General features: G+C 73.3%; 20 protein-coding genes and 1 pseudogene. 10 read left to right on the top strand and 11 right to left on the bottom strand.

Annotation, left to right across the window (positions count from 1 at the left end; all coding sequences use genetic code 11):
- Positions 1-6: 6 nt before the first annotated feature.
- Both ACZ4YL_RS40720 and ACZ4YL_RS40715 read right to left on the bottom strand, forming a co-directional pair.
- A complete protein-coding gene (locus tag ACZ4YL_RS40720) occupies positions 7-714 on the bottom strand; it encodes a GNAT family N-acetyltransferase (RefSeq protein ID WP_468123508.1) in 708 nt (235 codons plus the stop codon).
- 47 nt (positions 715-761) lie between these two features.
- The gene (locus ACZ4YL_RS40715; RefSeq protein WP_468123506.1) at positions 762-1,241 is read right to left on the bottom strand and encodes a hypothetical protein; all 480 of its coding nucleotides are present in this window, start codon (positions 1,239-1,241) and stop codon (positions 762-764) included.
- 71 nt (positions 1,242-1,312) lie between these two features.
- Between ACZ4YL_RS40715 and ACZ4YL_RS40710 the strand changes: the two genes are divergently transcribed.
- The 3 genes from ACZ4YL_RS40710 to ACZ4YL_RS40700 all read left to right on the top strand — a co-directional run bounded on the left by ACZ4YL_RS40710 (position 1,313) and on the right by ACZ4YL_RS40700 (position 3,521).
- Positions 1,313-2,170, top strand: coding sequence for an NADPH-dependent F420 reductase (locus tag ACZ4YL_RS40710; protein WP_468123504.1), 858 nt, complete (start codon positions 1,313-1,315; stop codon positions 2,168-2,170).
- A gap of 122 nt (positions 2,171-2,292) precedes the next feature.
- Entirely contained in the window at positions 2,293-2,631 is a 339-nt protein-coding gene (locus tag ACZ4YL_RS40705) for a PadR family transcriptional regulator (protein WP_314245827.1), read from the top strand.
- Complete coding sequence (locus tag ACZ4YL_RS40700; RefSeq protein WP_468123503.1) at positions 2,628-3,521, top strand: hypothetical protein; 894 nt, start codon at positions 2,628-2,630, stop codon at positions 3,519-3,521. The genes ACZ4YL_RS40705 and ACZ4YL_RS40700 overlap by 4 nt, the downstream gene beginning before the upstream one ends.
- Positions 3,522-3,597: 76 nt before the next feature.
- Here ACZ4YL_RS40700 and ACZ4YL_RS40695 read toward each other — a convergent pair whose 3' ends face one another.
- Positions 3,598-4,392 (bottom strand): class I SAM-dependent methyltransferase, encoded by a 795-nt coding sequence (locus ACZ4YL_RS40695; RefSeq protein ID WP_468123502.1) that lies wholly within the window; start codon positions 4,390-4,392, stop codon positions 3,598-3,600.
- Between the two features lie 280 nt (positions 4,393-4,672).
- Between ACZ4YL_RS40695 and ACZ4YL_RS40690 the strand changes: the two genes are divergently transcribed.
- Positions 4,673-5,077, top strand: coding sequence for a RidA family protein (locus ACZ4YL_RS40690; protein WP_468123501.1), 405 nt, complete (start codon positions 4,673-4,675; stop codon positions 5,075-5,077).
- A gap of 18 nt (positions 5,078-5,095) precedes the next feature.
- Here ACZ4YL_RS40690 and ACZ4YL_RS40685 read toward each other — a convergent pair whose 3' ends face one another.
- Positions 5,096-5,935 (bottom strand): dienelactone hydrolase family protein, encoded by an 840-nt coding sequence (locus ACZ4YL_RS40685; protein WP_468123500.1) that lies wholly within the window; start codon positions 5,933-5,935, stop codon positions 5,096-5,098.
- A gap of 323 nt (positions 5,936-6,258) precedes the next feature.
- On the opposite strand from ACZ4YL_RS40685, the gene ACZ4YL_RS40680 reads away from it, so the two are divergent.
- The gene (locus tag ACZ4YL_RS40680) at positions 6,259-6,909 is read left to right on the top strand and encodes an HAD family hydrolase (protein WP_468123499.1); all 651 of its coding nucleotides are present in this window, start codon (positions 6,259-6,261) and stop codon (positions 6,907-6,909) included.
- Between the two features lie 19 nt (positions 6,910-6,928).
- Here the strand turns inward: ACZ4YL_RS40680 and ACZ4YL_RS40675 are convergent, their stop codons facing one another.
- The 3 genes from ACZ4YL_RS40675 to ACZ4YL_RS40665 all read right to left on the bottom strand — a co-directional run bounded on the left by ACZ4YL_RS40675 (position 6,929) and on the right by ACZ4YL_RS40665 (position 10,119).
- Positions 6,929-7,663 (bottom strand): hypothetical protein, encoded by a 735-nt coding sequence (locus tag ACZ4YL_RS40675; protein WP_468123498.1) that lies wholly within the window; start codon positions 7,661-7,663, stop codon positions 6,929-6,931.
- Between the two features lie 123 nt (positions 7,664-7,786).
- Positions 7,787-8,617, bottom strand: coding sequence for an IclR family transcriptional regulator domain-containing protein (locus ACZ4YL_RS40670; RefSeq protein ID WP_468123524.1), 831 nt, complete (start codon positions 8,615-8,617; stop codon positions 7,787-7,789).
- A gap of 926 nt (positions 8,618-9,543) precedes the next feature.
- Positions 9,544-10,119, bottom strand: a complete 576-nt coding sequence (locus ACZ4YL_RS40665) for an RNA polymerase sigma factor (RefSeq protein ID WP_468123497.1) — start codon at positions 10,117-10,119, stop codon at positions 9,544-9,546.
- 624 nt (positions 10,120-10,743) lie between these two features.
- On the opposite strand from ACZ4YL_RS40665, the gene ACZ4YL_RS40660 reads away from it, so the two are divergent.
- Entirely contained in the window at positions 10,744-12,636 is a 1,893-nt protein-coding gene (locus ACZ4YL_RS40660; RefSeq protein WP_468123496.1) for a glycoside hydrolase family 15 protein, read from the top strand.
- 49 nt (positions 12,637-12,685) lie between these two features.
- The gene (locus ACZ4YL_RS40655) at positions 12,686-13,906 is read left to right on the top strand and encodes an FAD-dependent monooxygenase (protein ID WP_468123494.1); all 1,221 of its coding nucleotides are present in this window, start codon (positions 12,686-12,688) and stop codon (positions 13,904-13,906) included.
- A 19-nt stretch (positions 13,907-13,925) separates the two neighbouring features.
- Here the strand turns inward: ACZ4YL_RS40655 and ACZ4YL_RS40650 are convergent, their stop codons facing one another.
- Positions 13,926-14,543 (bottom strand): hypothetical protein, encoded by a 618-nt coding sequence (locus ACZ4YL_RS40650; protein ID WP_468123493.1) that lies wholly within the window; start codon positions 14,541-14,543, stop codon positions 13,926-13,928.
- Between the two features lie 135 nt (positions 14,544-14,678).
- On the opposite strand from ACZ4YL_RS40650, the gene ACZ4YL_RS40645 reads away from it, so the two are divergent.
- The 3 genes from ACZ4YL_RS40645 (at position 14,679) to fusA (ending at position 19,502) form a co-directional block, all read left to right on the top strand.
- Complete coding sequence (locus ACZ4YL_RS40645) at positions 14,679-15,356, top strand: response regulator transcription factor (protein WP_468123492.1); 678 nt, start codon at positions 14,679-14,681, stop codon at positions 15,354-15,356.
- 88 nt (positions 15,357-15,444) lie between these two features.
- Positions 15,445-16,821 carry a sensor histidine kinase gene (locus tag ACZ4YL_RS40640; protein ID WP_468123523.1) on the top strand — a complete coding sequence of 459 codons (1,377 nt, stop codon included), beginning with the start codon at positions 15,445-15,447 and terminating at the stop codon, positions 16,819-16,821.
- Positions 16,822-17,426: 605 nt separating this feature from the next.
- Entirely contained in the window at positions 17,427-19,502 is a 2,076-nt protein-coding gene (fusA, locus tag ACZ4YL_RS40635; protein WP_468123490.1) for an elongation factor G, read from the top strand.
- Between the two features lie 157 nt (positions 19,503-19,659).
- On the opposite strand, the gene ACZ4YL_RS40630 is transcribed toward fusA, so the two are convergent.
- From ACZ4YL_RS40630 to ACZ4YL_RS40620, 3 genes and pseudogenes are all read right to left on the bottom strand, one after another.
- Positions 19,660-20,529, bottom strand: coding sequence for an alpha/beta fold hydrolase (locus ACZ4YL_RS40630; RefSeq protein WP_468123488.1), 870 nt, complete (start codon positions 20,527-20,529; stop codon positions 19,660-19,662).
- An 83-nt stretch (positions 20,530-20,612) separates the two neighbouring features.
- Positions 20,613-21,350 (bottom strand): SAM-dependent methyltransferase, encoded by a 738-nt coding sequence (locus ACZ4YL_RS40625; RefSeq protein WP_468123521.1) that lies wholly within the window; start codon positions 21,348-21,350, stop codon positions 20,613-20,615.
- Positions 21,351-21,368: 18 nt separating this feature from the next.
- Positions 21,369-22,580, bottom strand: a pseudogene (locus tag ACZ4YL_RS40620) (glycosyltransferase); the annotation flags it as partial.
- Between the last annotated feature and the right edge of the window lie 275 nt (positions 22,581-22,855).

The raw sequence follows: 22,855 nt of genomic DNA, 5'->3' as shown, positions 1-22,855 counted from the left end.
CCACGCTCACGCCCGCGTGACCGCACCCTCCGGGACGGCGGGGCAGCGGGCGGTGCCGGCCGCCTCGTGCCGGTACCAGGCGGAGTCGACGCCCCTGCCGTCGGGAAGCGTGTGCAGGGCGGGGCCGTCGTACGGGACGAATCCCGCGGCGCTCAGGGCCCCCCGGCAGCGGTGGTTGGAGATCTCGGTACCGGCCCGCACCGACTCCAGGCCCAGGTGCTCGTGGCCGAACCGGGTGGTCACCGCGACGAGTTCGGTGCCCAGACCCCGGCCGCGGAAGGCCGGGGCGAGCCAGATGCCGATGACCCCGTCGTCTTCCGGGGTGAGCGAACTCATCCCGGCCACCAGGCCCGTGGCCGGGTCGACGGCGAGCAGCCTCTGCTCCTCGGCGGGGCCGGGGAGCACCACCGGCCGTATCAGCTCCCGTCGGACGGCTTTGGGGAAGGCCCGCAGCCGCTCGGCACGGTTGCCGTCGTGGATGCCGAGGAGATGCGCGGCGGTCTCGGGGGTGACGATCGAGTCGGGGATCCAGCCGAACCAGCGCTGTGCGTCGGCGTCGGCTCCGGCCGCGGCGCCCATCTCCACGTCCAGGATGTCGCACGGGGTGTGCAGGACCAGCCGCGCGGTCCGCAGGGCGTGACGCCCGTCGCCGCACCGGACGGGCGCGGGCTGCGGGCGGCGCGGTCCCAGGCCCCAGCTCATCGGTCTCCTCACGCGGGAACTGTATGCGGCCCCCGCGCGCCCGCCGCCGCAGGGGTCGGTCAGTCCCGGATGGAGACGATCTTGCGGGTGGCCAGGTCGGCCTGGACGAAGACCTTCGTCGTGTCGCTGCCCCAGGTCAGCGTGACGGTGGCGTTCGTCCGTCCCGTTCCGCTGCCGGTGGAGGTGACCTTCCACTTGAGGGGCACGTTCTGCGCGCGGAGCACGCCGTCCGCATGGTTCGCCTCCTCCCACTTCCTCAACTCCGCCTGGAGCGGCTCCGCGAGGTAGAAGGCGCGCAGGCGGTCCGCGGTGGGCCCGTCGCCGTCGTACACCGCGTCGATGTAGGAGCCGTAGAAGTCGGCGATCCGGGTGAAGGCGCCCTCGGGGCTGCCCGAGACGGACGGGGCCGGGGCGGCGGCCTGCGCCGGCTCCCCCGTCGCCGGTCCGTTGGCGGAGGCGCCGGTGACGAGGGCGAGGGTGAGTACGGCGGTGGCCGCGAGGGTGAGGGAGGCGGTTCGGCCGGCCGAGAGCTTGGACATCTGCTGAGCCTTTCCTCGTGCTGAGTGGCTGCACCGACCGACGCGGCCCGGGTCCCGTCCGGTTTCACGGAATGCGAGAAATGGCCGAAAAGTCATGTCTCCGGCCGTATCGGGCCCGTCAGGAGCCCGCTCGCGTGCCGAACGGCCTCGTACGGCGGCCCGATCGCATCGCTCGACCGGGCGACGATCGCCGCGGGGCGGAATGCCCCACCCGGGGCGGGGGTTGGTGCGGACGCGACACTGATCCCGGATGCACTGGAGAGCTCATGAAAATCGGCATCATCGGCGCGGGCAACATCGGCGGCAACCTCACCCGTCGGCTCACGGCCCTCGGCCACGAGGTCTCCGTGGCGAACTCGCGCGGCCCCGAGACCCTGGCCGCGCTGGCCGAGGAGACCGGTGCCACCCCCGTCACCGTGGCGCAGGCGGCGCGCGGCGCCGAGATCGTCGTGGTCACGGTCCCCTTCAAGAAGGTGCCGGACCTGCCGGCGGGTCTCTTCGACGAGGCCGCCGAGGGCTTCGCGGTCATCGACACCGGCAACTACTACCCGCGTCAGCGCGACGGCCGGATCGCGGGCGTCGAGGACGAGGGCCTCACCGAGAGCAGGTGGACCGAGCGGCACCTCGGACACCCCGTCATCAAGGCCTTCAACGGCACCTACGCCCAGGACATCCTCGACCGGCACCGCCCGGCGGGCGCCGCGGACCGGATGGCGCTGCCCGTCGCGGGCGACGACGCCGCGGCGAAGAAGACCGTACGTGCCCTGATCGAGGAGCTCGGCTTCGACACGGTCGACACGGGCGGCCTCGACGACTCCTGGCGCCAGCAGCCCGACACCCCCGTCTACGGCCTGCGGGAAGGCGTCGACGCGGTCACCAAGGCCCTCGCCGAGGCCTCGCCGACCCGCCCGGAGTCCTTCCGCGGCTGACCGCCACCGCGGGTACCGGTCCCGGGGGCCGCTCTGCGCCGAGCCGCGGCGGGGAGCGGCCCCCGGGACCGGCGCGCGCCCCGCTGGGCGGCATATGCCGGTGGGTGACCTACCATGCAGACATGAGTGATCGTGCGATGCAGGAACCGACCCTCCTTCTCCTGACCGCGCTCGCGGACGAGCCCCGCCACGGGTACGCGATCGCGCGCGAGGTGGAGCTGATCTCGGGCGGACGCGTCAAGATGCGGACCGGCACCCTGTACGGGGCCCTGGAGCGGCTGCTGGGTCAGGGACTGATCGAGGTCCACGAGGAGCAGATCGTCGACAGCCGGCTGCGCCGCACCTACAGCCTCACCGCCGAAGGCCGGCAGAGCCTGGCCGCCGAGGCGCAGCGGATCGCCGCCACCGCACGCGAGGCGGCGCGCCGCCTGGGCGTCTCCGGCGAGACGGCCACGGCGTGAACCGCCGTCTGCTGCGCCTGTACCCGGCCGGTTTCCGCCGCGCCTTCGGCGACGAGATGACCGAGGCCTACCGGGAGGCGACCGAGGATGCCGGGCCGCTCACCCGGCTGCGGGAAGCCGGGGACATCGTGTCGCATGCGCTGCGGCTCCGCCTGGGGGTGGGTTCGGCGCAGCGCGGCGGGCGTCTCTTCGCGGCGGCGGCGCCCTTCGCGCTGGCCGCCACGGGCGCGCATGCCGCCTTCCTGCTCGCCTCGGCCCTCAACCGCGCGTACGTCACCGGTCGCCCCGACTTCGAGACTCCGCTCGGGTATGCGATGAACGGCTTCTCCGTACTGACCTTCATCGGCGCCGTGGCAGCGCTGAGCGGGCGCTTCGCCGCCGGTGCGCGGACCGCGTTCGCCGGCGTCGCGGGAAGCACGGCGTGTTTCGTCATCGCCGTGCTGCCGGGCGCCCTGGAGATGCCGCTGGAGCACCTGGCCTACCTGGCCCCGCCCTTGGCTATCGCCGCGCTCCCGCTGCTCTGCCCCCCGGACCTGCATCCGCCCTGCCGGATCAGGACCACGACGGGGCTGGTGGCGCTGCTGCTCTGGGCGCCGCTGTCCGTGGTGCTCCTCGCCCTGCTCGACGCGGGCGGGATCGGCATGATCGTGCTGTGGCGCTTCGCCGTGACCGTGGTGGCCGCCCTGGCCCTGGCGGGCCATCCGGCCCTGTCCGGGATCCGTACGTCCGGTCAGTTCGCCCTGGCCGCAGCCCCGTTCCTGGTACTGGGCCACTTCGCGGGGGTGGTGGGTGAGGACACCGCGCTGCCGTGCCTGGCCCTGCTCGCGTCCACGGGCCTGGCCGTGCGCCTGTGGCGCCGTAGGCGCGCGGACACGGCCGGCCACGCCTGACCGGCGGTCAGACCCGGGCCGTCTCTTCCGTATCCTGCCGGGCCCGGATCGTCCGACAAGATCCGGAAGAGACGGCCTAAGCATCGATGCCGGATCCGGCGACGCTGATGCGGATCTTGGACTGGCCGTGGCCGAGTTCCTCCCAGTCCTCCATGAAGCGTGCGGACAGACCGTGTCCGGCGGCGAGATCGACGAGGGTCCGGGTGCGGTAGTAGAAGTCCTCGCGCAGCACCTGGTGTTCGGTGCCGGTGGTGCGGTCGAAGGTGAAGTCGAAGTGGCCCCCGGGCGCCAGGACCCGGCCCACGTGGGCGAAGCACTCGTCGATGACGTCGATCGGCGAGTGCGAGAAGACGCTGTGGGCGTGGACGACGTCGAAGTAGCCGTCGGGGAGGAAGTCCAGCGTCAGGTTCTTGGTGAGGGTCAGGTGCGGGACCTTGGCCTGGAGCCCACGCTCGGTCAGGGTCCGCTTCGCGGCGATGAGGATGTCGGGCGAGATGTCGATGCCGTAGTAGTGGCCCGCGTCGAGGTAGTCGATGAAACGCCAGCCGGCGCGGAGGTTGCCGCAGCCGATGTCCAGCATGCGCGCCCCGGGCTTCAGTCCGTGCCCGAGGAGGTAGTCGAACTGCATCTGCCCGAGCGCGAGCCAGCGTTCGTGGGTCTGGCTGCCGACCGCGGCCTCGGGGTTGCGGCGGGTGTCCGAGGCCATCACGGCCCGGTAGTAGCTGACGTGGTCGGGGTGCTTGAAGGCGAGCCAGCGGTCGCGGGCGGCCCGCTTCAGGTACGGGGCGATGCGGTGCGGACGGCTCGCGGCGTAGCGGACCTTGTGGACGAGGGATTCCCGGTTCGCGCTGAGGTTCTTCCTGGTGGCCATGAGCACTCCGTCTCCATCGCAACGTGAATCCCCGGCGGGAGGCAGGAGCGGCTGCCGCCGGGAAGGATCTTCAGACCCCACCATACGTCGGTGACCGACATATGCAAATCACTGGACTGTCTTGGGTGGCGGAAGGCTCGGCACGGCGCACGCACGGACAGTTCGGGAACGTGGACGTTTGCGGCGATATCAACCAGATTGCCACCCAACGCCCCACCGGTCCACGCAACGCGCCCAGGGCGTGACGCCTCGCCAGTCACGCCTCTGGCAGCATGAAGAGATGGCAGAGATACACCGGAAGGTCGGCTCGGGATCGCCGCTGGAGCCTCGGATCGGCTTCTCCCGCGCGGTGCGGGCAGGGCAGTACGTCGCCGTCGCGGGGACCGCTCCCCTCGCGGACGACGGCTCCACCGTCGGCCCGGGCGATGTCCACGCCCAGACCGTACGGTGCCTGGACATCGCCGAAGGGGCCCTGCGGGAGGCCGGGGCGTCGCTGGAGGACGTCGTACGGACCCGCGTCATGCTCACCGACGTGACGCGGTGGCAGGAGGCCGCGCGTGCGCACGGTGAGCGGTTCGCCTCCGTCCGGCCCGTCACCACCTTCGTCGAGGTGTCCCGCTTCATCGATCCCGACTGGCTCGTCGAGGTGGAGATCGACGCGGTCATCACCCACAAGGAGAGCTGAGAGACCGGCACGAGGCGGTCACACGGCAGGAGCGGGCCGTTCCCCGAGCAGCCGGGTGCGGAACAGGTCGAGGACGGTGTCGAGCGCCTGCCGGGTGGGCTGTCCCGGTTCGTCGATGAGGTGTTCCGTCAGGACGGAGTGCGGAGCGAGGGCACTCTGCGGGTTGGCCGCGCTCGCGTCCAGCTCGACGGCGACGAAGGCGTCACCGAGTTCCCGCCGGAGGTGGGCGAACCGGTCGCCGGGGACGAGCCGGTCGCCCTGGAAGCGCAGCCCGAGCACCTGGAGCCCCTCGCGCTCGCAGCGACCGCGGACGACCGCGAGGTCCTCGGGGCTGATGTCGATGGTGCCCGCGCGGCTCGCGGTGCAGGCCAGCGGGAGCGACGGCTGGGAGAGCACCGGGGCGACGAGGCGCTCGTCCGTGGCCATCGCCAGCGCGAATCCGCCGGTCAGGCACATCCCGACGGCGCCGACGCCGGGACCGCCGCAGCGCTCGTGTTCGGCGGCCGCCAGGGCGCGCAGCCACCGTACGACGCGCGAACTGCGCCCCGTGGCCAGCAGCGTGAACTCGCGGCTGACGCACACCCGCCACAGCGACGAGGCCATGTAGCGGGCGGCACTCGGCCGGCCGGCCGCGCCGAAATCCGCGTCACGGCCGGGTTCGCCGAAGAGCACCGGCAGTACGGCCGTACAGCCGGCCGCCGCGACGTGCTCGGCGAACTCGATGACCTTGGGGGTGATGCCCGGGATCTCCGCCATGACGATCACCGCGGGGCCCGTGCCCCGGCGCAGGATCCGGCGGGTGGCACCGTCATGGGTGAACGTGCTCTTCTCGAACCCGCTCAGATCGTGGTCTGCCACGCGCCCCGCTCCTTCCGACGGCCCTGTCCTGGACGACATCAAGTTACCGAGAAGTAGAGCCCTGTGGTCAAGCGAACGGCACACGTTTTGGTGCAGCTGCCCGGGGTGGGGCGAGCACCACGGTGGCCCGGCCCTCGCCGCTCACCCGGACGGCGGACCGCGCCGGGCGTGCGGAGTGCGGTCGGGCGAGGCTGGGGTGGGGCGGCGGCGCCCGCCGTGGGCCCCTCGCCCGGTCCGGTCCGGGCAGCCTACCTCCGCTCCCCCGACCCGGACTTCGCCGTCGTCACCCCCTGACGAACGGGTGCGGCCTCTATGCTGCGGGAATGATCAAGCCGATTGAACTGGTGATATTCGACTGCGACGGGGTGCTGGTCGACAGCGAACGCATCGCATTGCCCCTCCAGGTCGCGCTGGGAGCGGAGCTGGGCTGGCCGCTCACCGAGGGAGAGGTCATGGAGCGGTTCGTCGGGCGCTCCACCGCCTCCATCCACGTGGACATCGCGGCCCGGGTCGGCGACGAGGCGGCCGACCTCTGGCACCGGCTCTTCGAGGAGCGCCACCGTGAGGCGGTGGACGCCGGGTTGTCCGCCGTCGAGGGCCTGCCCGAGGCACTCGGCGCGATCACCCTGCCGACCTGCGTCGCCTCCAGCGGCTCGCACGAGAAGATGCGCCACACTCTCGGCCGGACCGGCCTCTACGCGCACTTCGAGGGCCGCATCTACAGCGCCACCGAGGTCCGCCGCGGCAAGCCGGCCCCCGACCTGTTCCTGTACGCGGCGCAGCGGATGGGCGTCGACCCGGCGGCGTGCGCGGTGGTCGAGGACAGCCGCCCCGGTGTCGAGGCAGCCCGTGCCGCCGGCATGCGGGCCTTCGGCTACGCGGGGGGACTGACCCCGGCCGAACGGCTCGAAGGCGCCGGCACCGTCGTCTTCCACGACATGCGCGACCTGCCCGGCCTCATCGCCGCAGGGTGACCCGCGGACGGCCCGGCGGTCAGAGGTGGGCGTCGCGGGCGAGGGCGGTCATGACGGCCTCGGTCTTGCGCTCGCCGAACGGCGGCGGGGTGATGCCGCGGTCCCGCAGGGCCTGTTCGAGCTGCGTCTGGACCTCGGCGGCGTCGGCGATGTCCGACCGCACCGAGACCTCCAGGAAGCGCAGGCCGTTGTCGGTGCGCCATTCCTCGATCGCCACCTTGCCGGGCAGCTCGTCCCAGTCCTCTTTCCACTTCACGGCGTGTACGGGGCCCAGCGCCGTCAGGTCGGCGAGATCGGCCTCGGTCAGCCCGGCCACGCGCAGGAGTTCCCGCTGCTGCTCGACGAGCAGCAGGTCGGGCGGGCCGACCTCGGCCTCCAGCGAGGCCGCCACCGTCGGCGCGAACTCCGGGCCGGTCCGGTCCTGCTCGATCTTGAAGTCCCAGCCTTCGCCCTCCCGGTTCTCCCGCCAGGGCGCCGGCAGCGCCGGGCAGGGACGCAGTTTGACGGTCAGGTCGGTCTCCCGCTCGGATGCGGGCCCCTCGTCGTCCCGGCGCCGGCGCAGGATGACGCCCTGATGCAGCAGGGGCAGAGTGACCGTGCCGTCGGCCGCCCACTGCGGTCTGTCCCAGAAATGGATCGCGCGGCGGCTCCCCTCGTCCCGGTCGAGCTCCAGAGCGTCGAAGGCGGCCTTCGCGTCGGCCCCGGCGAAGCTGATTTTGATTTCCGCGGCCGTGGCGGCCGGAGACTCTGCCATGGTGCCGTTATCCCACGCGGGGCGCGGGCCCGCATCTCACGCGGCGGCGTGCCCGGGGGCGGCGGACGGGGACGGGCCCGCCGCACTCCTGGTGCGGCAAACCCGTCCTCCCCTGTGACCTCTCTAGGCGGTCGGCGACAGGATGATGTCCTCCGGCCGGCGCGCCGTGGGCGGGGTGCTGCCGGCGACGATCAGGGCGAGTAAGACCGCGGCCGCCTCGCTCTGCAGGAGCCGGGCGGCCTGCTTCAGCCGGCCGGGGTCGGGGACCGGGATGGACAGGGCCACGCATTCCGCCTTCGGGCCCGCGGTGATCGGCACCGCCGCGCACACCGTGCCGATCGCGTACTCCTGCAGGTCGAGGAGGGGGGCGTTCGGCGGGCGGTCGTCGAGCTGATGGAAGAGGTCCTGCTGGGTGGTGAGGGTGTGGCGTGTGAACCGGGTGAGCCGGTGACGGGCCAGGTGATCCTTCCGGTCGTCGTAGTCGAGTTGGGTCAGCAGCGCCTTGCCCACGGCGGAGGCGTGGGCGGCGACGCGGAAGTCGACCCACTCCTCGACCACGGGTGCGCCCGGTCCGTCGGCGTACTGGGTGATGGAGACCTCGCCGTCGGTGTAGCGGGCGACGTAGACGGCGGCGCCGACGGCGTCCCGCACCCAGGCGAGGGTCTCGTGCAGGTGCCCGCGTCCGTCTCCGTTCGCCGATTCGGCCAGCAGGAGGGCGTTGCCGGCGATGTACGCGTCCGGTCCGGTCGGGGTGGCCAGGTTCGCGCGGATCAGCTGCTCCATGGCCCGGGCGAGGACCAGTTGCGGCAGTGCCGTTTCCCGGGCGATCTGGGTCAGGTTCACGCCGCCCGAATAGCGGTTGATGACTTCCAGGACCCGCAGTGCCTGGTGGGCGGATTCCAGTGCGGCGGGGGCGGGGCGTCCTTCGGGTGTCGTCCGGGCGGCGTGGGTCAGCTGGGGCTGTTTCAGTGCTTCGAGGGCCCAGGCGTTCGCCTGGTGCGTCAGGTGCAGGGGGTTGAGCCGGGCGTTCTGCGCGACGGCGACCGCCACTTGCGGGCCGGGGGTGACGACCTCTCCGAGGTCCGGGTGCTCCTTGCGGGGGCGGGCCTTGAGCGCCTGGCGCAGTCGTGCGGGGAGCCGGCACGGGGACCGGCCGGCCCCTCCGGGTCCGGTGATGAGGGCGGTGAGGTCCTGGGTGGTGATGGGCGGGGTGGTCCAGATGACCGAGGCTCCGAGGGCCTCTTCGAGGTGTTCCGGGAGCTGCGGCAGGGGCGGGAGGTGCTCTTCCGGGGGCAGGGTCCGGGCCTGGCGCCTCCAGTGGCGGGCGGTCGCGACCTCGGCCCGGGCGAGGTGCAGGAGGTAGAGGCAGTGGGCGGCGGTCTGCGAGCCCGCCCCGGCGGCGTACTGGAACCAGAACTGCGCGTCCTCCATCCGGTCGGCCAGATGGAGCAGGCAGCCGAACAGCAGGGCCGAGTCCACGCCGTGGGGCCAGGAGTCGGCGTCGAGGGCGAGTTCGGCGAAGGCCCGGCTCTCCACGAGGCACCAGGTGAGGTCGTCCAGACCCCGGGCGGCGCGCACATGGCAGGCGGCGTCCAGGACGAGGTCGTCGGCTGCTGTTGAGGCTGAGGCTGAGGCTGTGGACGCGGATGCTGATACTGATGCTGATGTGGCCTGCCCCCGCGGCAGCGGGGTCGCGGAGCCGGGGGGGCCGGTGGTACCGGTCGCCGAGCGGGCACGGTCGGCGACGATCCGGCGGGCGATCCGACGGCGGGCAGCGCCCTCGTCGTATCCGGCGTACTCCTCCGCGAGTACCGTCGCGTCCGCAAGGGCCGCGTCCAGTTCGCACAGCGGCATGTCGCGCTGGCGGGGCATGTCGCTCACTAGTCCTTCTCCTCTCCGGGGTTCCAGTCCACCCCGAGCTTGCGGGACAGGGTTCGGCGTGCGCCGCGGATGTGCGAGCGGACCGTCGCGGGGGTGATCCCCATCATCCGGGCGACCGTGTCGGAGTCGTTGCCCAGGAGGAAGGCCAGCAGCACCACGTCGTACTGCCGCTCGGACAGGCCCGCGATCGCCGCGTACAGTCCGAGCTTCGACTCCAGCAGTTCCAGCCGCTCTCTGGAGGAGCGGCGCAGCGCTGCGAACCACGCCGTCTCCACCATCGCCACCTGCCGGCCCAGGGCCGCGAGCCGCCTTTCGACGTGCTCGCGCAGCACCGCCCACGCGAAGCCGTGGAGGCTCGCCTCCTTCAGGGCCTGGCGCCACACCTTCAGCAGGAAGGTGAACACGTCGTCGACGACTTCCTCGGCGTCCTTGGGGTTTCCCAGCTGCAGGTGGGCGTAGCGCAGATAGGCGCGGTGCTGTTGGGAATGGAAAGCGGTGAAGTCCACCGGCAGTACCCCGGCCAGTTCGCTGGAGACCGCCTGGTCCCCCGATGGATCGAAATCGCCTTCACTCATACGCTCCCCCACAGCTGTTCGTCACCGCACACCGGGGCGGCGGGGACCTCATGGTGGCGGGCGCGGGGAGCGGCACGGCGGTGGCCGGCGGCTGGTCCGCCGGTTCCCGTCCGTACCCCCGCGCCCGGCAGGCGCATGGGCGCCCTGAACACATCGATCACGAAACAGCGGGCAGTGGTGGCTAACAGCGCGAGGGCGACCGTCTCGGCAACATTCACGTCGGCGCGGAACCTTTCAAGTGGATCATGAGCAATCGGCATGCCTGCCCCCGAACCGGCAGCCGTGGAGCACCAGGTGCTCCCATTCACCACCCCATCGGAAAGCGCGCCCGATCGTGCAAGCCGGTCCCTGAAAATCTTCCGAAGGAAGCGCATCCACTTCTTTGCGCGCCCCCATCCGCCTGCGCGCGCCCCGGTGTGCCTGCCGAGCGCCGCCTCCGCCGACACGCGCCCGAACGGGTTCCCTCCGCTGTTTCTGTCACACGATCGGATGCCGCTGCGGCCCCATCCGGTGGGACACGTCCCGACTCCCCCCTCCTCGGTGCCCCGTACCTGCATGGTGGGTCCAGCTTTCGGCGCCCCGGCCCCTGGGCCCGCGCCCGTCGAGGAGGAAGGGGCTGTACCCATGGCGTTCGCGAGGACCTTGCTGCCCGCCGTGCTCTGCCTGGCACTCACCGGTGTGCCCGCCGCGCTCCCGCACGCCGCGGCCGCCGCGCCCTACGAGGGCCAGGCCGGCCACGAGAGCGCGCTGTTCAGTGTGAAGGCCACGAACAACGCGGCGGCCCAGGAGTTCACTGTGGACGGCACCCGGCTCTCCCGGGTGAGTGTCTGGCTGGGCAGCGGGGCGGCGACGGGCACCGTGACCGCGCAGGTCCGCCGGGTCCGCGCGGACGCGGACTCGGTGATCGCCTCGACGACCCTGGACCTCGCGGCGCTCGGCGGCGCGGGCGCCGGCTGGGTCGAGTTCCCGCTGAGCGCCACCGTCACCGCGGGCGCCACGTACCACCTGTTCCTCCAGGCGAGCACCGCGGAGAGCGAGCCGATCGCCTGGTACGGCACCACCCGGCCGGTGCCCGGCTCGCTGACCAGCTGGAACTACGACAGGGCGTACTGGGGCGGCTGGCACGCCTACGGCTCCCGGCTCGCCTTCCACGTCAATCCCACCGGCAGCGAGCGCTGCGGGGAGACCGAGCCCTGCTACGTACCGGCCTCGGCGCTCGCCGCCCGGACGTCGGGCCTGCTGACCAACCGGGTCGCCACCGAGGCCGTGCTGCCCGCCTTCGCCGTGGGCGCCTCCTACGTCGACGGGAGCAATGTGCTGCGCCTGCCGTCGGGCCGGTGGCGGTACCTGCCCGACGGGGCCTCGGCGTCGGCGGTGGTCGAGGCGGACGACCCGGATGCCCTGGCGCAGGTCGGGGAGAGCCGCGCGTGGCTGGCGGCGGGCACGGTGCCGGGGACCAGCGCCGCGCAGCGGGCCGCGTCGCAGCGCGCCCTGCTGTCGATGCGGGCGCTGCTGAAACGCAACGGCGCGTTCGCGGCGGCATGGGCGCCGCCGTGGGAGTACTCCTGGCCCCGCGACGGGGCGTTCGCGGCGGTCGCCTTCGCCGCCACCGGGCACGACGAGGAGGCGTACCGGATCCTGGGCTACGACGCGCTCACCCAGCGGGCCGACGGGACCTGGGAGGCCCGTACCGTGCTGGACGGCAGCGGGCCGCCGGACGCGCGGAAGTGGCAGCTGGACGGCAACGGATGGGTGCCCTGGGCCACTTGGCAGTGGTACCAGGCGGCGCCGTCCGGCGGGCGGGACGAGCGGCTGCGCGAGCTCTACCCGATGGTGCGCAAGGCGGCCGACCACGCCGCCCGCTCCCTGGGGCCGGACGGCCTGCCTCCGGCGTCCCCGGACTACTGGGAGCTGGACACGTCGACGGCCAACATCGGTACCGCCGCTCCCCTGCTGGCCGGGCTCAACTCCGCGGCCGACCTGGCCGCGCGGCTGGGCTCGGGCGCGGACGCGGAGCGCTGGGGGGAGGCGGCCCGGCGGCTGTCCGCCGCGATCGCCACCTCCTTCGCCCCGCTGGGCTACCAGCGGACCGTGGACGGCAAGCACGGCCGGGACAGCGCGGTGGCGTTCATGGCGCCCCCGTTCAACGCCGCCCCGGCGGATCTCGGCGAGGCGCTGGACTCCACCTACCGGGCGCTGCTGCTGCCGAACGGCGGGGTCTCGCCCGGGAACGACCCCTCCTTCAGCTGGGGTTCGTACGCGTGGACGGCCAGTACCTCCTTCTTCGCCCTCGCCTGGGCCGGTACCGGTGAGCCGGCGAAGGCGGGCGGGGTGCTCGACTGGGTGCTGTCCCGGCGCAACGGGCTGGGCGAACTCCCCGAAACGGTGAACGCGGCCGGGCTGCCGTCCGCCGTGGCGCCCCTGGGCTGGACGGACTCGCTGGTCGTACTCACCGCACTGGCCCTCCAGGGTTCCGTACGGCCTACTCCCCCGGCGACGCGGTCGTCCGGGGAGTGACCGGCCCCGTGAGGGGCACGACAGTGGTGTGCATCGACAGGAGGCGGTTATGCGGGGCGGAAAGATCGCAGTGGTCGGCGGGAGCATCGCGGGGTGCGCCGTCGCGACGGCGGCGGCGCGGGCGGGCGCCGGTGAGGTGGTGGTGCTGGAGCGGACGCGCGGGCGGCTGCAGGACCGGGGCGTCGGCCTGTGCATCCACAACGAGCGGGCCGCCGAGCTCGGCGCGAGCGGCGCGCTGCCCGGGGGGATCGCCGCGCATCCGCTGGAGCGGCGCCGCTGGGTGGTCCGCGACGATGCCCACGGGGCGGGCGGCCGGGTGATCTGGGAGCAGCCGTTCCCCTTCCACTCCTACCACTGGGGCCTGCTCTGGCAGGGCCTTCGGGAGTCCGTGCCGGACTCGGTGGTCTACCGGCAGGGGGAGGCGGTGGCGGGGGTCGAGGAGAGCGGGCACGCGGGCGTCGAGGTGCGGCTTGCGGACGGGTCCGTCGAGCGGTACGACCTGGTGGTCGGTGCCGACGGGTACCGGTCGGTGGTGCGCTCGGCGCTCTGCCCGGACTCCCGGCCGCAGTACGCCGGCTACGTCTGCTGGCGCGGGAACTTCGACGCGGCGCTGCTCGCGGGCCTGGGCAGCGTCGCGGACTCGGTGCCGGAGGCGGGGACCACGGTCTGCTTCCCGGGCGGTTCCTGCGTCATCTACCGGATTCCGGGGCCGGACGGACCGCGGGTGAACTGGGTGCTCTACGGTTCTCCGCCGCAGGACGGGCAGCTGCGCCAGGGCGATCCGACGAGCTTCCCGCCGGGCGGTGTCACCCCCGCACTGGCGGGGCATCTGGCGGCGCTGCTCGATCGCGAGTTCCCGCCGTACTGGGCGCGGGCGCTCGCGCTGACCGACCCGGCGGACACCTTCGTCCAGCCGATCTACGACATGGAGACCTCGCGGACCGCCGCCGGCCGGCTGCTGCTCGCGGGGGACGCGGCGAGCGTCGTACGCCCGCACAACACGAGCGGCGCCGCCAAGGCGCTCCAGGACGCCACCGCCCTCGCCGACGGCTGGCGCCGCTGCGGGTCCTTCCAGGAACTGCTGCACGGCTACGAGGAGACCCGCGGCGCCGCCGGACGGGAGCTGGTCGCGCTGGCCCGCCGGCTGGGCCGCGCCCAGGTCGAGCGGACCCCGGCCTGGGCGGGCATGGACGGTGAGGAGATGGAGGCCTGGTGGCGGGGCCAGCTCGGCGGGGCCCCCGGGATCGGGGGCCGGGCCATGACCCCGTAGGCCTGGCCCCTGGTGGTCCCTAGTGGCCCTTGGTGGTGTTGCTGGTGATCGTGCCGTCCGTGCCGGACACGGTGACCGCGTGCCGGACGCCGTCGGACCCGACGACCACGGCCAGCCAGGCGCTGCCGCCGCCTTCCTGGGCGACCGCGCGCAGCCCCGCGACCTTCCCGCCCGGCACGGCAGCGGCGGCCTTCTCGGCCGCCTCGCCGATGGCCAGGGAGGGGATGGGCGCGGGCGCCGGGGCGCTCCCGTCGAAGCCCCCACGCCCGCCGGGGCCTCCGGGACGGCCCTGCTCCCCGGGCTTCCCGGGGCCCGCCGGTCGGCCGGGCTCGCCCTGCTTCCGTTCGTGCCGCGGCTCGGCGTGCGGGCCGCCCCGGAGGCCGCCCTCGGGTCCCGGTCCGGCCCAGGCGATGCGCGGGCCCCGGTCGACGCGCATGTGGTGGTCATGGTGTTCGGCCACGGCCACCGCCGTCACTCCGCCGACGACCACCACCGCGACCGCGCCCGCCGCCACCCAGCGGGCGCGCTTGCCACGGGGGACGAGGCGGCCCAGGGCCGCGGACTTGCGGGCCTCGGCCCCGGGGGCGGTCACGGCGGCGGTCTCGGCCTGCTCGGACGGCGGGACAGAATCAGACATACAGGAACTCCTCAGGACAACCGGGCGCGGTGCGCGGCTCATTCCAGAGCATGCTGAGCGGAAGCTGAAGCCCCGCTGAAGCCACCTGAAGACCTCTTCAGCCAACGGGGGGACGGTCCTGAGATCCTGTCCCGCATGCGCGTACTGGTGGTGGAGGACGAACGGCGGCTCGCCGTGGCCCTGCAGCGAGGGCTGCAGTCGGAGGGGTTCTCGGTGGATGTTGCCCACGACGGGACCCAGGGCCTGTGGATGGCCACGGAGCACGACTACGACCTCATCGTGCTGGACATCATGCTGCCCGGGCTGAACGGGTACCGGGTGTGCGCGAAGCTGCGCGCGGCCGGCAACGAGTCGGGGATCCTGATGCTCACGGCGAAGGACGGGGAGTACGACGAGGCGGAGGCGCTCGACACCGGCGCCGACGACTTCCTGTCCAAGCCGTTCTCCTACCTCGTCCTGGTCGCCCGGCTGCGGGCGCTCGGCCGGCGTACGGGCCGTCGGCGGCCCCAGGTGATGCGGTTCGGCGACCTGCTGCTCGACCCCGCCCGGCACTCCTGCTCCCGCGGCGGCACGGAGATCCGGCTGACGGCGCGCGAGTTCGCGGTCCTGGAGTACCTGGCCCGGCGCCCCGGCGAGGTGGTGCCCAAGCGGGACATCCTGGAACAGGTGTGGGACAGCGCCTTCGACGGCGATCCCAATGTGGTCGAGGTCCACGTCAGCGCCCTCCGCCGCAAGATGGACGCACCGTTCGGCCGCGCCGCGGTGGAGACCGTACGCGGAGCGGGATACCGGCTGGCGGCCGACGGTGGCTGAGGCCGGGGCCGGGCGTCCCGGCCTGCGCGAGCGCGTGCGCGCCGCCCTGCGCGCGGTCCCGGGCGCGATCCTGCGCCGGTGGCCGGTGCTGCGGCGGCTGTGGCCGACCACGGTACGGGCGAGGGCGACCGTGGGCGCCAGTGCGGTGGTGGCCGTGGCCCTGGCGCTCGCCTCGTTCGCCCTGCTCGGGCTGCTGGAGGCGAACCTGCTCCGCAATGCGGAGAACGACGCCCGGCGCCAGGCCGAGACCGTGGCGCAGCTCGCCGCCGCCGGGAAGCTGGGCCGCGTACGGCCGCCGGCCCGCGGCATCGACTTCGTCCAGGTGGTGGGCGCCGACGGACGTGTGCTGTTCGCCAGCCCCAACCTGGCCGGCGTGCCCGCCTTCCCGCCGCCCGGTCCGGGCGCTCCGGGAACCCGGTTCCACACGTGGCGGGTCCGCCCGCTGGACGGTGAGTACCGGCAGCGGGTCGTCCAGGTCGTCACGGAGACCCCGGACGGCATGGCCACCGTCTACGCCGGCGCCTCCCTGCGGGACGCGGACGCGGCCGACGACACGACCACCGCGGCTCTCGTCATCGGCATGCCCCTGCTGCTGGCCACCGTCGCCCTGGTGACCTGGCGGGTCACCGGCCATGCGCTGCGCCCGGTGGAGGAGATCCGGGCCGAGGTCGCCGAGATCTCCGACCGCGGCCTGCACCGCCGGGTTCCGGTGCCCGCCACCCACGACGAGGTCGCCCGGCTGGCCGAGACCATGAACGCCACCCTGGACCGGCTGGAGGCCTCCGGGATCCGCCAGCAGCAGTTCATCGCCGATGCCTCCCACGAACTGCGCAGCCCCATCACCGTCCTGCGCACCCAGCTTGAGGTGGCGCTGGCCGTCCAGGACCCGGAACTGTGGCCCGAGCTGATCTCCGGGGCCCTGGAGGACATCGAACGGCTCCAGCACCTCACGGCCGACCTGCTGCTGCTCGCCCGGATCGACGCGGCCCAGCCGGTGGCCGCCGCCCCGCTGGACCTGACCGCCCTGGTGCGCGAGGTGGTGGAGAGCCGGCTCGGCGACCGTGTCCCCGTACGGTTGCGGCTGGAACCCGATGTCGAGGTCACCGCCGGCGCGCTGTGGCTCGGCCGGATCGTCACCAACCTCGTCGACAACGCGCAGCGCTACGCGGACGGGCGCGTGGACGTCACCCTGCGCACGACGCACGGAGCGCGGCCGGGCACCGCCGTGCTGGAGGTCGCCGACGACGGCCCCGGCATCCCGGCGCCCGACCGGGAGCGGATCTTCGAGCGCTTCACGCGCCTCGACGACTCGCGCAGCCGCGACCACGGCGGAGCCGGACTGGGGCTCGCCATCGCCCGCGATCTGAGCACCCACCACGGCGGAACGCTCACGGCCGAGGGCGGCGCGGGCGGAGCCGCCGGCGCGCGGCTGGTGCTGCGCCTGCCCACGACGCCCCGGCCCTGACGCGGCCGGGGTGGCCGTCCTGTCCGGGGTGTCCCCCGCTCACCCGTTCACGAAGATTCGCCCACAGGCCCTTCGGCGGTGTGCTCTCCTTCGCCTCCAAGGCGACGGCCTTGAGAGCGTCCCTCTCGGGGGTGGTGGTGACCGTCCCGTCGTCGTGCCACTGGATGCTGGTGAAATCGCCCGCCCGTGGAAGGCGCAGGAAAACCCGGTGCCCCGGCAGGACGCGATCACTAGACTCGCCGTACGCGCTGCCGACAGGGCACCGCGCGTCCGATGCCGAGTGAAGAGAAGGGGAGCCGCGCCATGTGCACGTACCGCACCGCCGCCTTCGCTCCCCCGACCCGGTACGACGTGATCCCCGTGTCTCGCAGCGGGCGGTGCCGGCTGCGCGGCCGTCACCGTATGCCCGTGACCCACTTCTAGGGTTCCGTCCCCTCCTGCCTTCCGTACGCCCGGCTGCCCGTGGGCCCGTACGTCCTCCTGCCCGGACTCGTTCCGGACGGGTCGGCGACGCCGCTCTGCGCTGCGGCCGACCGGAAGGACCGGGGCCGATTTCGGGGAATCGCGCCGCCCTCTTCCTCAGCACACTCGAAAGGCCTCGGGCCATGCGCGCCAACAGGCAGCCCCGCACCACGACTTCCCCCGCCGCCGTCCGCAACCTGGGCATCCTCGCCCACGTCGACGCCGGCAAGACCACCGTCACCGAGCGGATCCTCTTCGCGACCGGTGCCATCCACAAGCGCGGCGAGGTCCATCACGGCACCACCGTCACCGACTACGACCCCCAGGAACGCGATCGCGGCATCACCATCTTCGCCGCGGCCGTGAGCTGCGCCTGGGGCGGTCATCGCGTCAACCTGATCGACACCCCGGGTCACGTCGACTTCTCCGACGAGGTCGAACGTTCCCTGCGGGTGCTGGACGGGGCGGTCGCGGTGTTCGACGCCGTCGCCGGGGTCGAACCGCAGAGCGAGACGGTGTGGCGGCAGGCCGACCGGCACGGTGTGCCGCGGATCGCGTTCGTCAACAAGCTGGACCGGGCGGGCGCCGAACTCGACACGGCGGTCGCGTCGATCCGCGAGCGCCTGGGCGTCGTTCCGCTGGTGGTACAGCTGCCCATCGGAACGGAGGACTCGTTCTCCGGCGTCGTCGACCTGCTGGCGATGCGCTCGCTGCACTGGCGGTCCGGCTCCGACGGCTACCAGGTGGGCCCGGTCCCCGAGCTGCTGCGGGAGGAGGCGGCCAGGCGCCGCCGGCTCCTGGAGGAGACGGTGGCGGAGCTGCACGCCGACGCCCTGGAGGAGTTCTGCTCGGCCTCGGCCCTGACGGAACGGACCCTGGTCCGCGCCCTGCGGGAGCTGACGCTGCGCGGGGACGGTGTCGTGGTGCTGTGCGGATCGGCGTACCGCAACCGCGGGATCGAGCCTCTGCTGGACGCGGTCCTCGCGTACCTGCCGTCGCCCTCCGACATGCCTCCGGTACGGGGGCTGGTGGAGGACGGCGTGGAGCAGGAGCGCGCCCCCGACCCGGCGGAGCCGTTCACGGCGCTCGCCTTCAAGGTGACGGCGACGGCCACCGGGCGGCTCACGTACCTGCGGGTCTACGCGGGCACCCTGCGCAAGGGCGCGACGGTACTGGATGCGGCCACGGGCCGTACGGAGCGGGTCGGCCGGATCCTGCGGGTCCAGGCCGACCGGCACGAGGAACGGGAGGAGGCGGTGGCCGGTGACATCGTCGCGGTGATCGGGCTGAAGGCCGCCCGGGCGGGCACGACGCTGTGCGCGCCGGGCGCCCCGCTGGTCCTCGAACCGCCTTCGGTGGCCGATCCGGTGGTGTCGGTCGCGGTCGAGGCCCGGCGCAACAGCGACACGGGGCGGCTCTCGGCAGCGCTGGCCCGGCTCGCCGAGGAGGACCCGTCGCTGGTGGTGCGGTCCGACGCGGAGAGCGGCCAGACCGTGCTGTCGGGCATGGGCGAGCTGCACCTGGAGGTCGCGGTGGAGAAGATCCGCAGCGGTCACGGGGTGGAGGTCGTCGTCGGCCGGCCGCAGGTCTCCTACCGGGAGACCGTCGTGCGCGGGGTCGGCGGCCTCGTCCACCGGCATGTCAAACAGGACGGTGGCGCGGGCCAGTTCGCCCACGTCGTCCTCGACGTCGAGCCGCTGGAGGAGCCCTGCTTCGAGTTCCGGTCGACGGTTGTCGGCGGACGCGTACCGCAGGAGTACGCGCGCGCCGTGGAGGCCGGCTGCCGGGACGCGCTCGCCGAGGGCCCGCTCGGCGGGTTCCCGGTGACGGGGCTGCGGGTCACGCTCACCGACGGGGCGACCCACTCCAAGGACTCCTCGGAGATGGCGTTCCGCGCGGCGGGCCGGTTCGGGCTGCGCGAGGCCCTGCGCCTGAGCACGATGGAGCTCCTGGAACCGCTCGCCGAGGTCACGGTGACGGTTCCGGAGGACGGTGTCGGGGGCGTTCTGGGTGATCTCGCGGCCCGCCGCGGCCGGGTCTCCGGTTCCACGGCCGAGGCCGGGACCGCCGTGATCACGGCGGCCGTGCCGCTGGCCGAGCTGTTCGGCTACGCGTCCCGGCTGCGCGGCCGGACGCAGGGGCGGGGTACCTTCACCACCCGGCCGGCCGGTCTCGCACCGGTCCCGGCCTCGGTCGCGGGGGCCCTGCCGGTCCGGTGACCGAAGGGTGGCCGACGGGTGGCCGACGGGACCGCCCGCCGGGTGACCGCCCGACGGCTGCCCGCCCGCCGCCCGCCCCGTCCCCGTTCGCCGGGGGCGGGGCGGACTCCTGGGCGAACCGGGTCAGGGGTCCGCCGAGCCGATCACCCCGTTCCGGTCACGCCTGGGCGGACGGGGCCGGGAGCGTGGCGAGTTCACCCAGGACGCGCGCCGCCGGCGCCGGGTCGGCCAGCCACTTCAGGTGGCTGCCCGCCAGTGTGCGGACGTCGTAGGGGTTGTCGGGCGTCAGCTCGTCGCCCTCGCGGATCAGCCGGTCCTGGAGGGCGAGGGGCAGGCTCGCGTCGTCGGCCAGGCGGATGTAGGTCCTCGGGATGCGGCCCCAGGTGGCGGCCTGCGCCCGGTCGGCGGAGCCGCCGGCGTCCAGGTTCTCGTCCGGCTGGAAGGTGTTCAGGAAGGTCAGGAACTGCTCGTCGGTACCGTCGGCGAAGAAGGCCGCCTTGAACGCGGCGAGCGACTCCGGGTTCGCTGTGCGGAAGTTGACGCGGAGCAGCCCGAGCTCGGCGGGGTTCCCGGCCAGTGCCGAAGCGAAGGCAGCGGGGTCGACGCCGGCCATCTCCGGCTCGGCGTAGTAGTCACCGACGTCGAGCCGGACCGGACACCAGGCCGAGACGTAGACGATGCGGTCGATCAGATCCGGGCGCGCGTCGGCCGCGGCCGTGACCGTGATGCCGCCCCGGCTGTGGGCGACGAGGATCACCGGGCCGTTCCGCTTGGCCCGTTCGAGGATCCCGATCAGGTGCGCGACATTGTCGGCCAGCGTGACGCCCTTGATCGAGCCGGGCGCGGTGGCGAGCCCTTCGGGATCCTGCGGTGCCTGATAGGCGCGGGTGAAGGTCGCCCGGAAGCCGTGGCCGGGCAGGTCGACGGCGACCGATCGGTGCCCGAGGAGGCCGAGTTCGGCCTGGAGGGGCGCGAAGGAGAAGGAGTTCGCGAAGGCTCCGTGGACCAGTACGAACGTCGGTTGCATCGGTGTACTCGCTTTCCGGCCGCCGCGGTTCCGCGGCGGCCATGGGGAATGGGCTTGCCGGCCTTGTCGGCCGTCCTACGCGGTCACTCCGAGGTTCGGCGCAGGACCAGGCAGAGGAAGCCGAAGCTGTCCCGGTAGCCGTGCAGCCACTCCGAACGCGCGGCGTTGGCCGTCTCCAGCGCCTGTGCGGCGGCCGGATCGTCAGGGTGGTCCAGGGCCCATGCGGCCAGCGAGCCCCAGCAGGCCCACTCGTAGGCGTCCAGCTCACCTCGGGTGCTGACATGGGCGTGGACAGGGGTCCATCCGTCGGCGACGACGAGGTCCACCGTGGTCGCCAGGTCGGCGAGTTCACCGAACATCTCGACGGCCTCGGGGGAAGGGGTGCGGTCCCAGAACGACTCACCGATCAGCACGCGGCCGCCGGGAGCCAGGTGTTCCCGGGCCGCGGCGAGGGTGGGGAGAAGCCCGCCGAAGGCATGCGCGGCGCCGACGCTGATCACCAGGTCGAACGGTTCTGCAGAGACGAAGTCCGCGGCCTCCTGCCGGTGGAGGACCAGGCGCTCGTCGACTCCGCGTTCGCCCGCCGCCCGGCGGGCCTGCGTCAGGGCGACTTCGGAGACGTCGACGCCCTCGGCGCGCAGGTGCGGGCGCGTCTCCAGCGCACGCAGAAGCCATTCCGCCGTGCCGCATCCGAGGTCGAGCACGCGCTCTTCGCCCCGCGGGAGACCGTGTTCGAGCAGCCGGCCGACCGAGTCGTCGGCGAGCGGAGACTTGATCGGGTGGCCGGCATGGGCGATCGCGGAGATCTGCTCGCGGCTCACCGGCGCACCGTGCCCCGCGTCGAGGATCAGCTTCGCGGCCACCGCCGTCCCGTCGGTGCGGATCATGTCGGCGACGGCCTTCGCCCGTGCTTCCGTCTCAGGGGTCAGGACGGTCCCGAATGCGGCCGACAGGGTCTCGAAGGTCGGGGTCGGGCCGTCGTGGGCCACGCCGATGCCCAGCTCGGCCACGCGGCCGGCCCAGTACGGCTGGTCCGCCATCTGGGGTACCACCACCTGGGGGGCGCCCGCCCGGGCGGCTGTCGTCGTGGTACCCGCGCCTCCGTGGTGCACGACGGCGGCCACCCGGCGGAACAGTGCCTGCTGGTTGACCTCACCGATGGCGAAGCAGTCGTCCCCGTCGTCGATCAGGGCCAGGTCCGCCCAGCCTTGCCCGACGAGTACGCGGCGACCCTGCGCGCGGACCGCTTCGATCGCGGCCCGGGCGACGTCCTCCGCGTTGCGCACGGGGATGCTGCCGAAGCCCACGTACACCGGTGGCGTCCCGGCATCCAGGAACGCCTCCAGATCGGCCGGGAGCGGGCGTTCGTCCGGGCGTATCCACGCGCCGGTCTGCACCACATCGAGGTCCGCCGGCTCCTGCCACGGGCTCAGGACCGGGTCCGCCGCCAGCCACGGCCGGCCGGTCAGGACGTAGTCGCGGAAGTGGTCCACCGGGGGCAGGCCGATCGACGCCCGGTGGGTGTTGAGCCCCACGCCGAACAGTACGTTCATGTTCTCGATGTCCAGGTCCCACAGCGCCTGGTTGTCGGTCACCTCCGGCGGGAACGGCCGGCCCGGCCGCTCGAACGGGGCATGGTGCGGCGACGGCAGATAGGTCGGGAAGTAGGCCACGAACTTGTAGGGGATCCCCAGCTTCTCGGCTGCCAGCCGCGCACCGGCCGCGGCCGGGAGCAGGCCGGTCGCCACCATCACGTCACATCCCTCGGCTGCCGGGGCGACCGCTTCGTACGTCATGGCGAGCATCGCGGCCGCGCGCTCGGGCAGTCCCGCCGGCGGCATCGGCGTCTTGCCGGTCACCGCCCCCTTCACGATCTCGCGCACCGGCGAGCCGATCGGCACCAGCGGCAGGCCGACGCCTTCGAGGAAGTCCGCGAAGTCCGGTGGCGCGCACACCCGTACTTCCGCGCCGAGCGCCCGCAATTGCACTCCGAGTCCCGCCATCGGCTCGATGTCCCCGCGCGATCCGTACGCCATCAACAACACACGCATGTGGTGATTCTCATTTCGGTAGATCCTGATTTCTGGATTCGTCTGCACGACCCCGGTCGTGCCGCAGGCCCCGAGGACCGCCTCTGGTGCGAAACCGCGGCGGTCACCGAGCCCACGGCAGTTCGCGGGTGCCCTCGGTGCCGGTTGCGCCGGCGTCCGGCGTGACGGTCCAGGTGGACGCGTCGAGCTGGAACTCGCGGGTGCGCCGGTAGGAGCGGAAGCCCAGGCGGTGGTTGACGGCCAGCATGTGGACGTTGTCGTCGGCGTTGTCCGTC

This window comes from Streptomyces sp. NPDC030021 (genome assembly GCF_055574035.1).
Note: the sequence above shows the minus strand (reverse complement) of the source record. Positions and strands in the feature narration are given on the sequence as shown.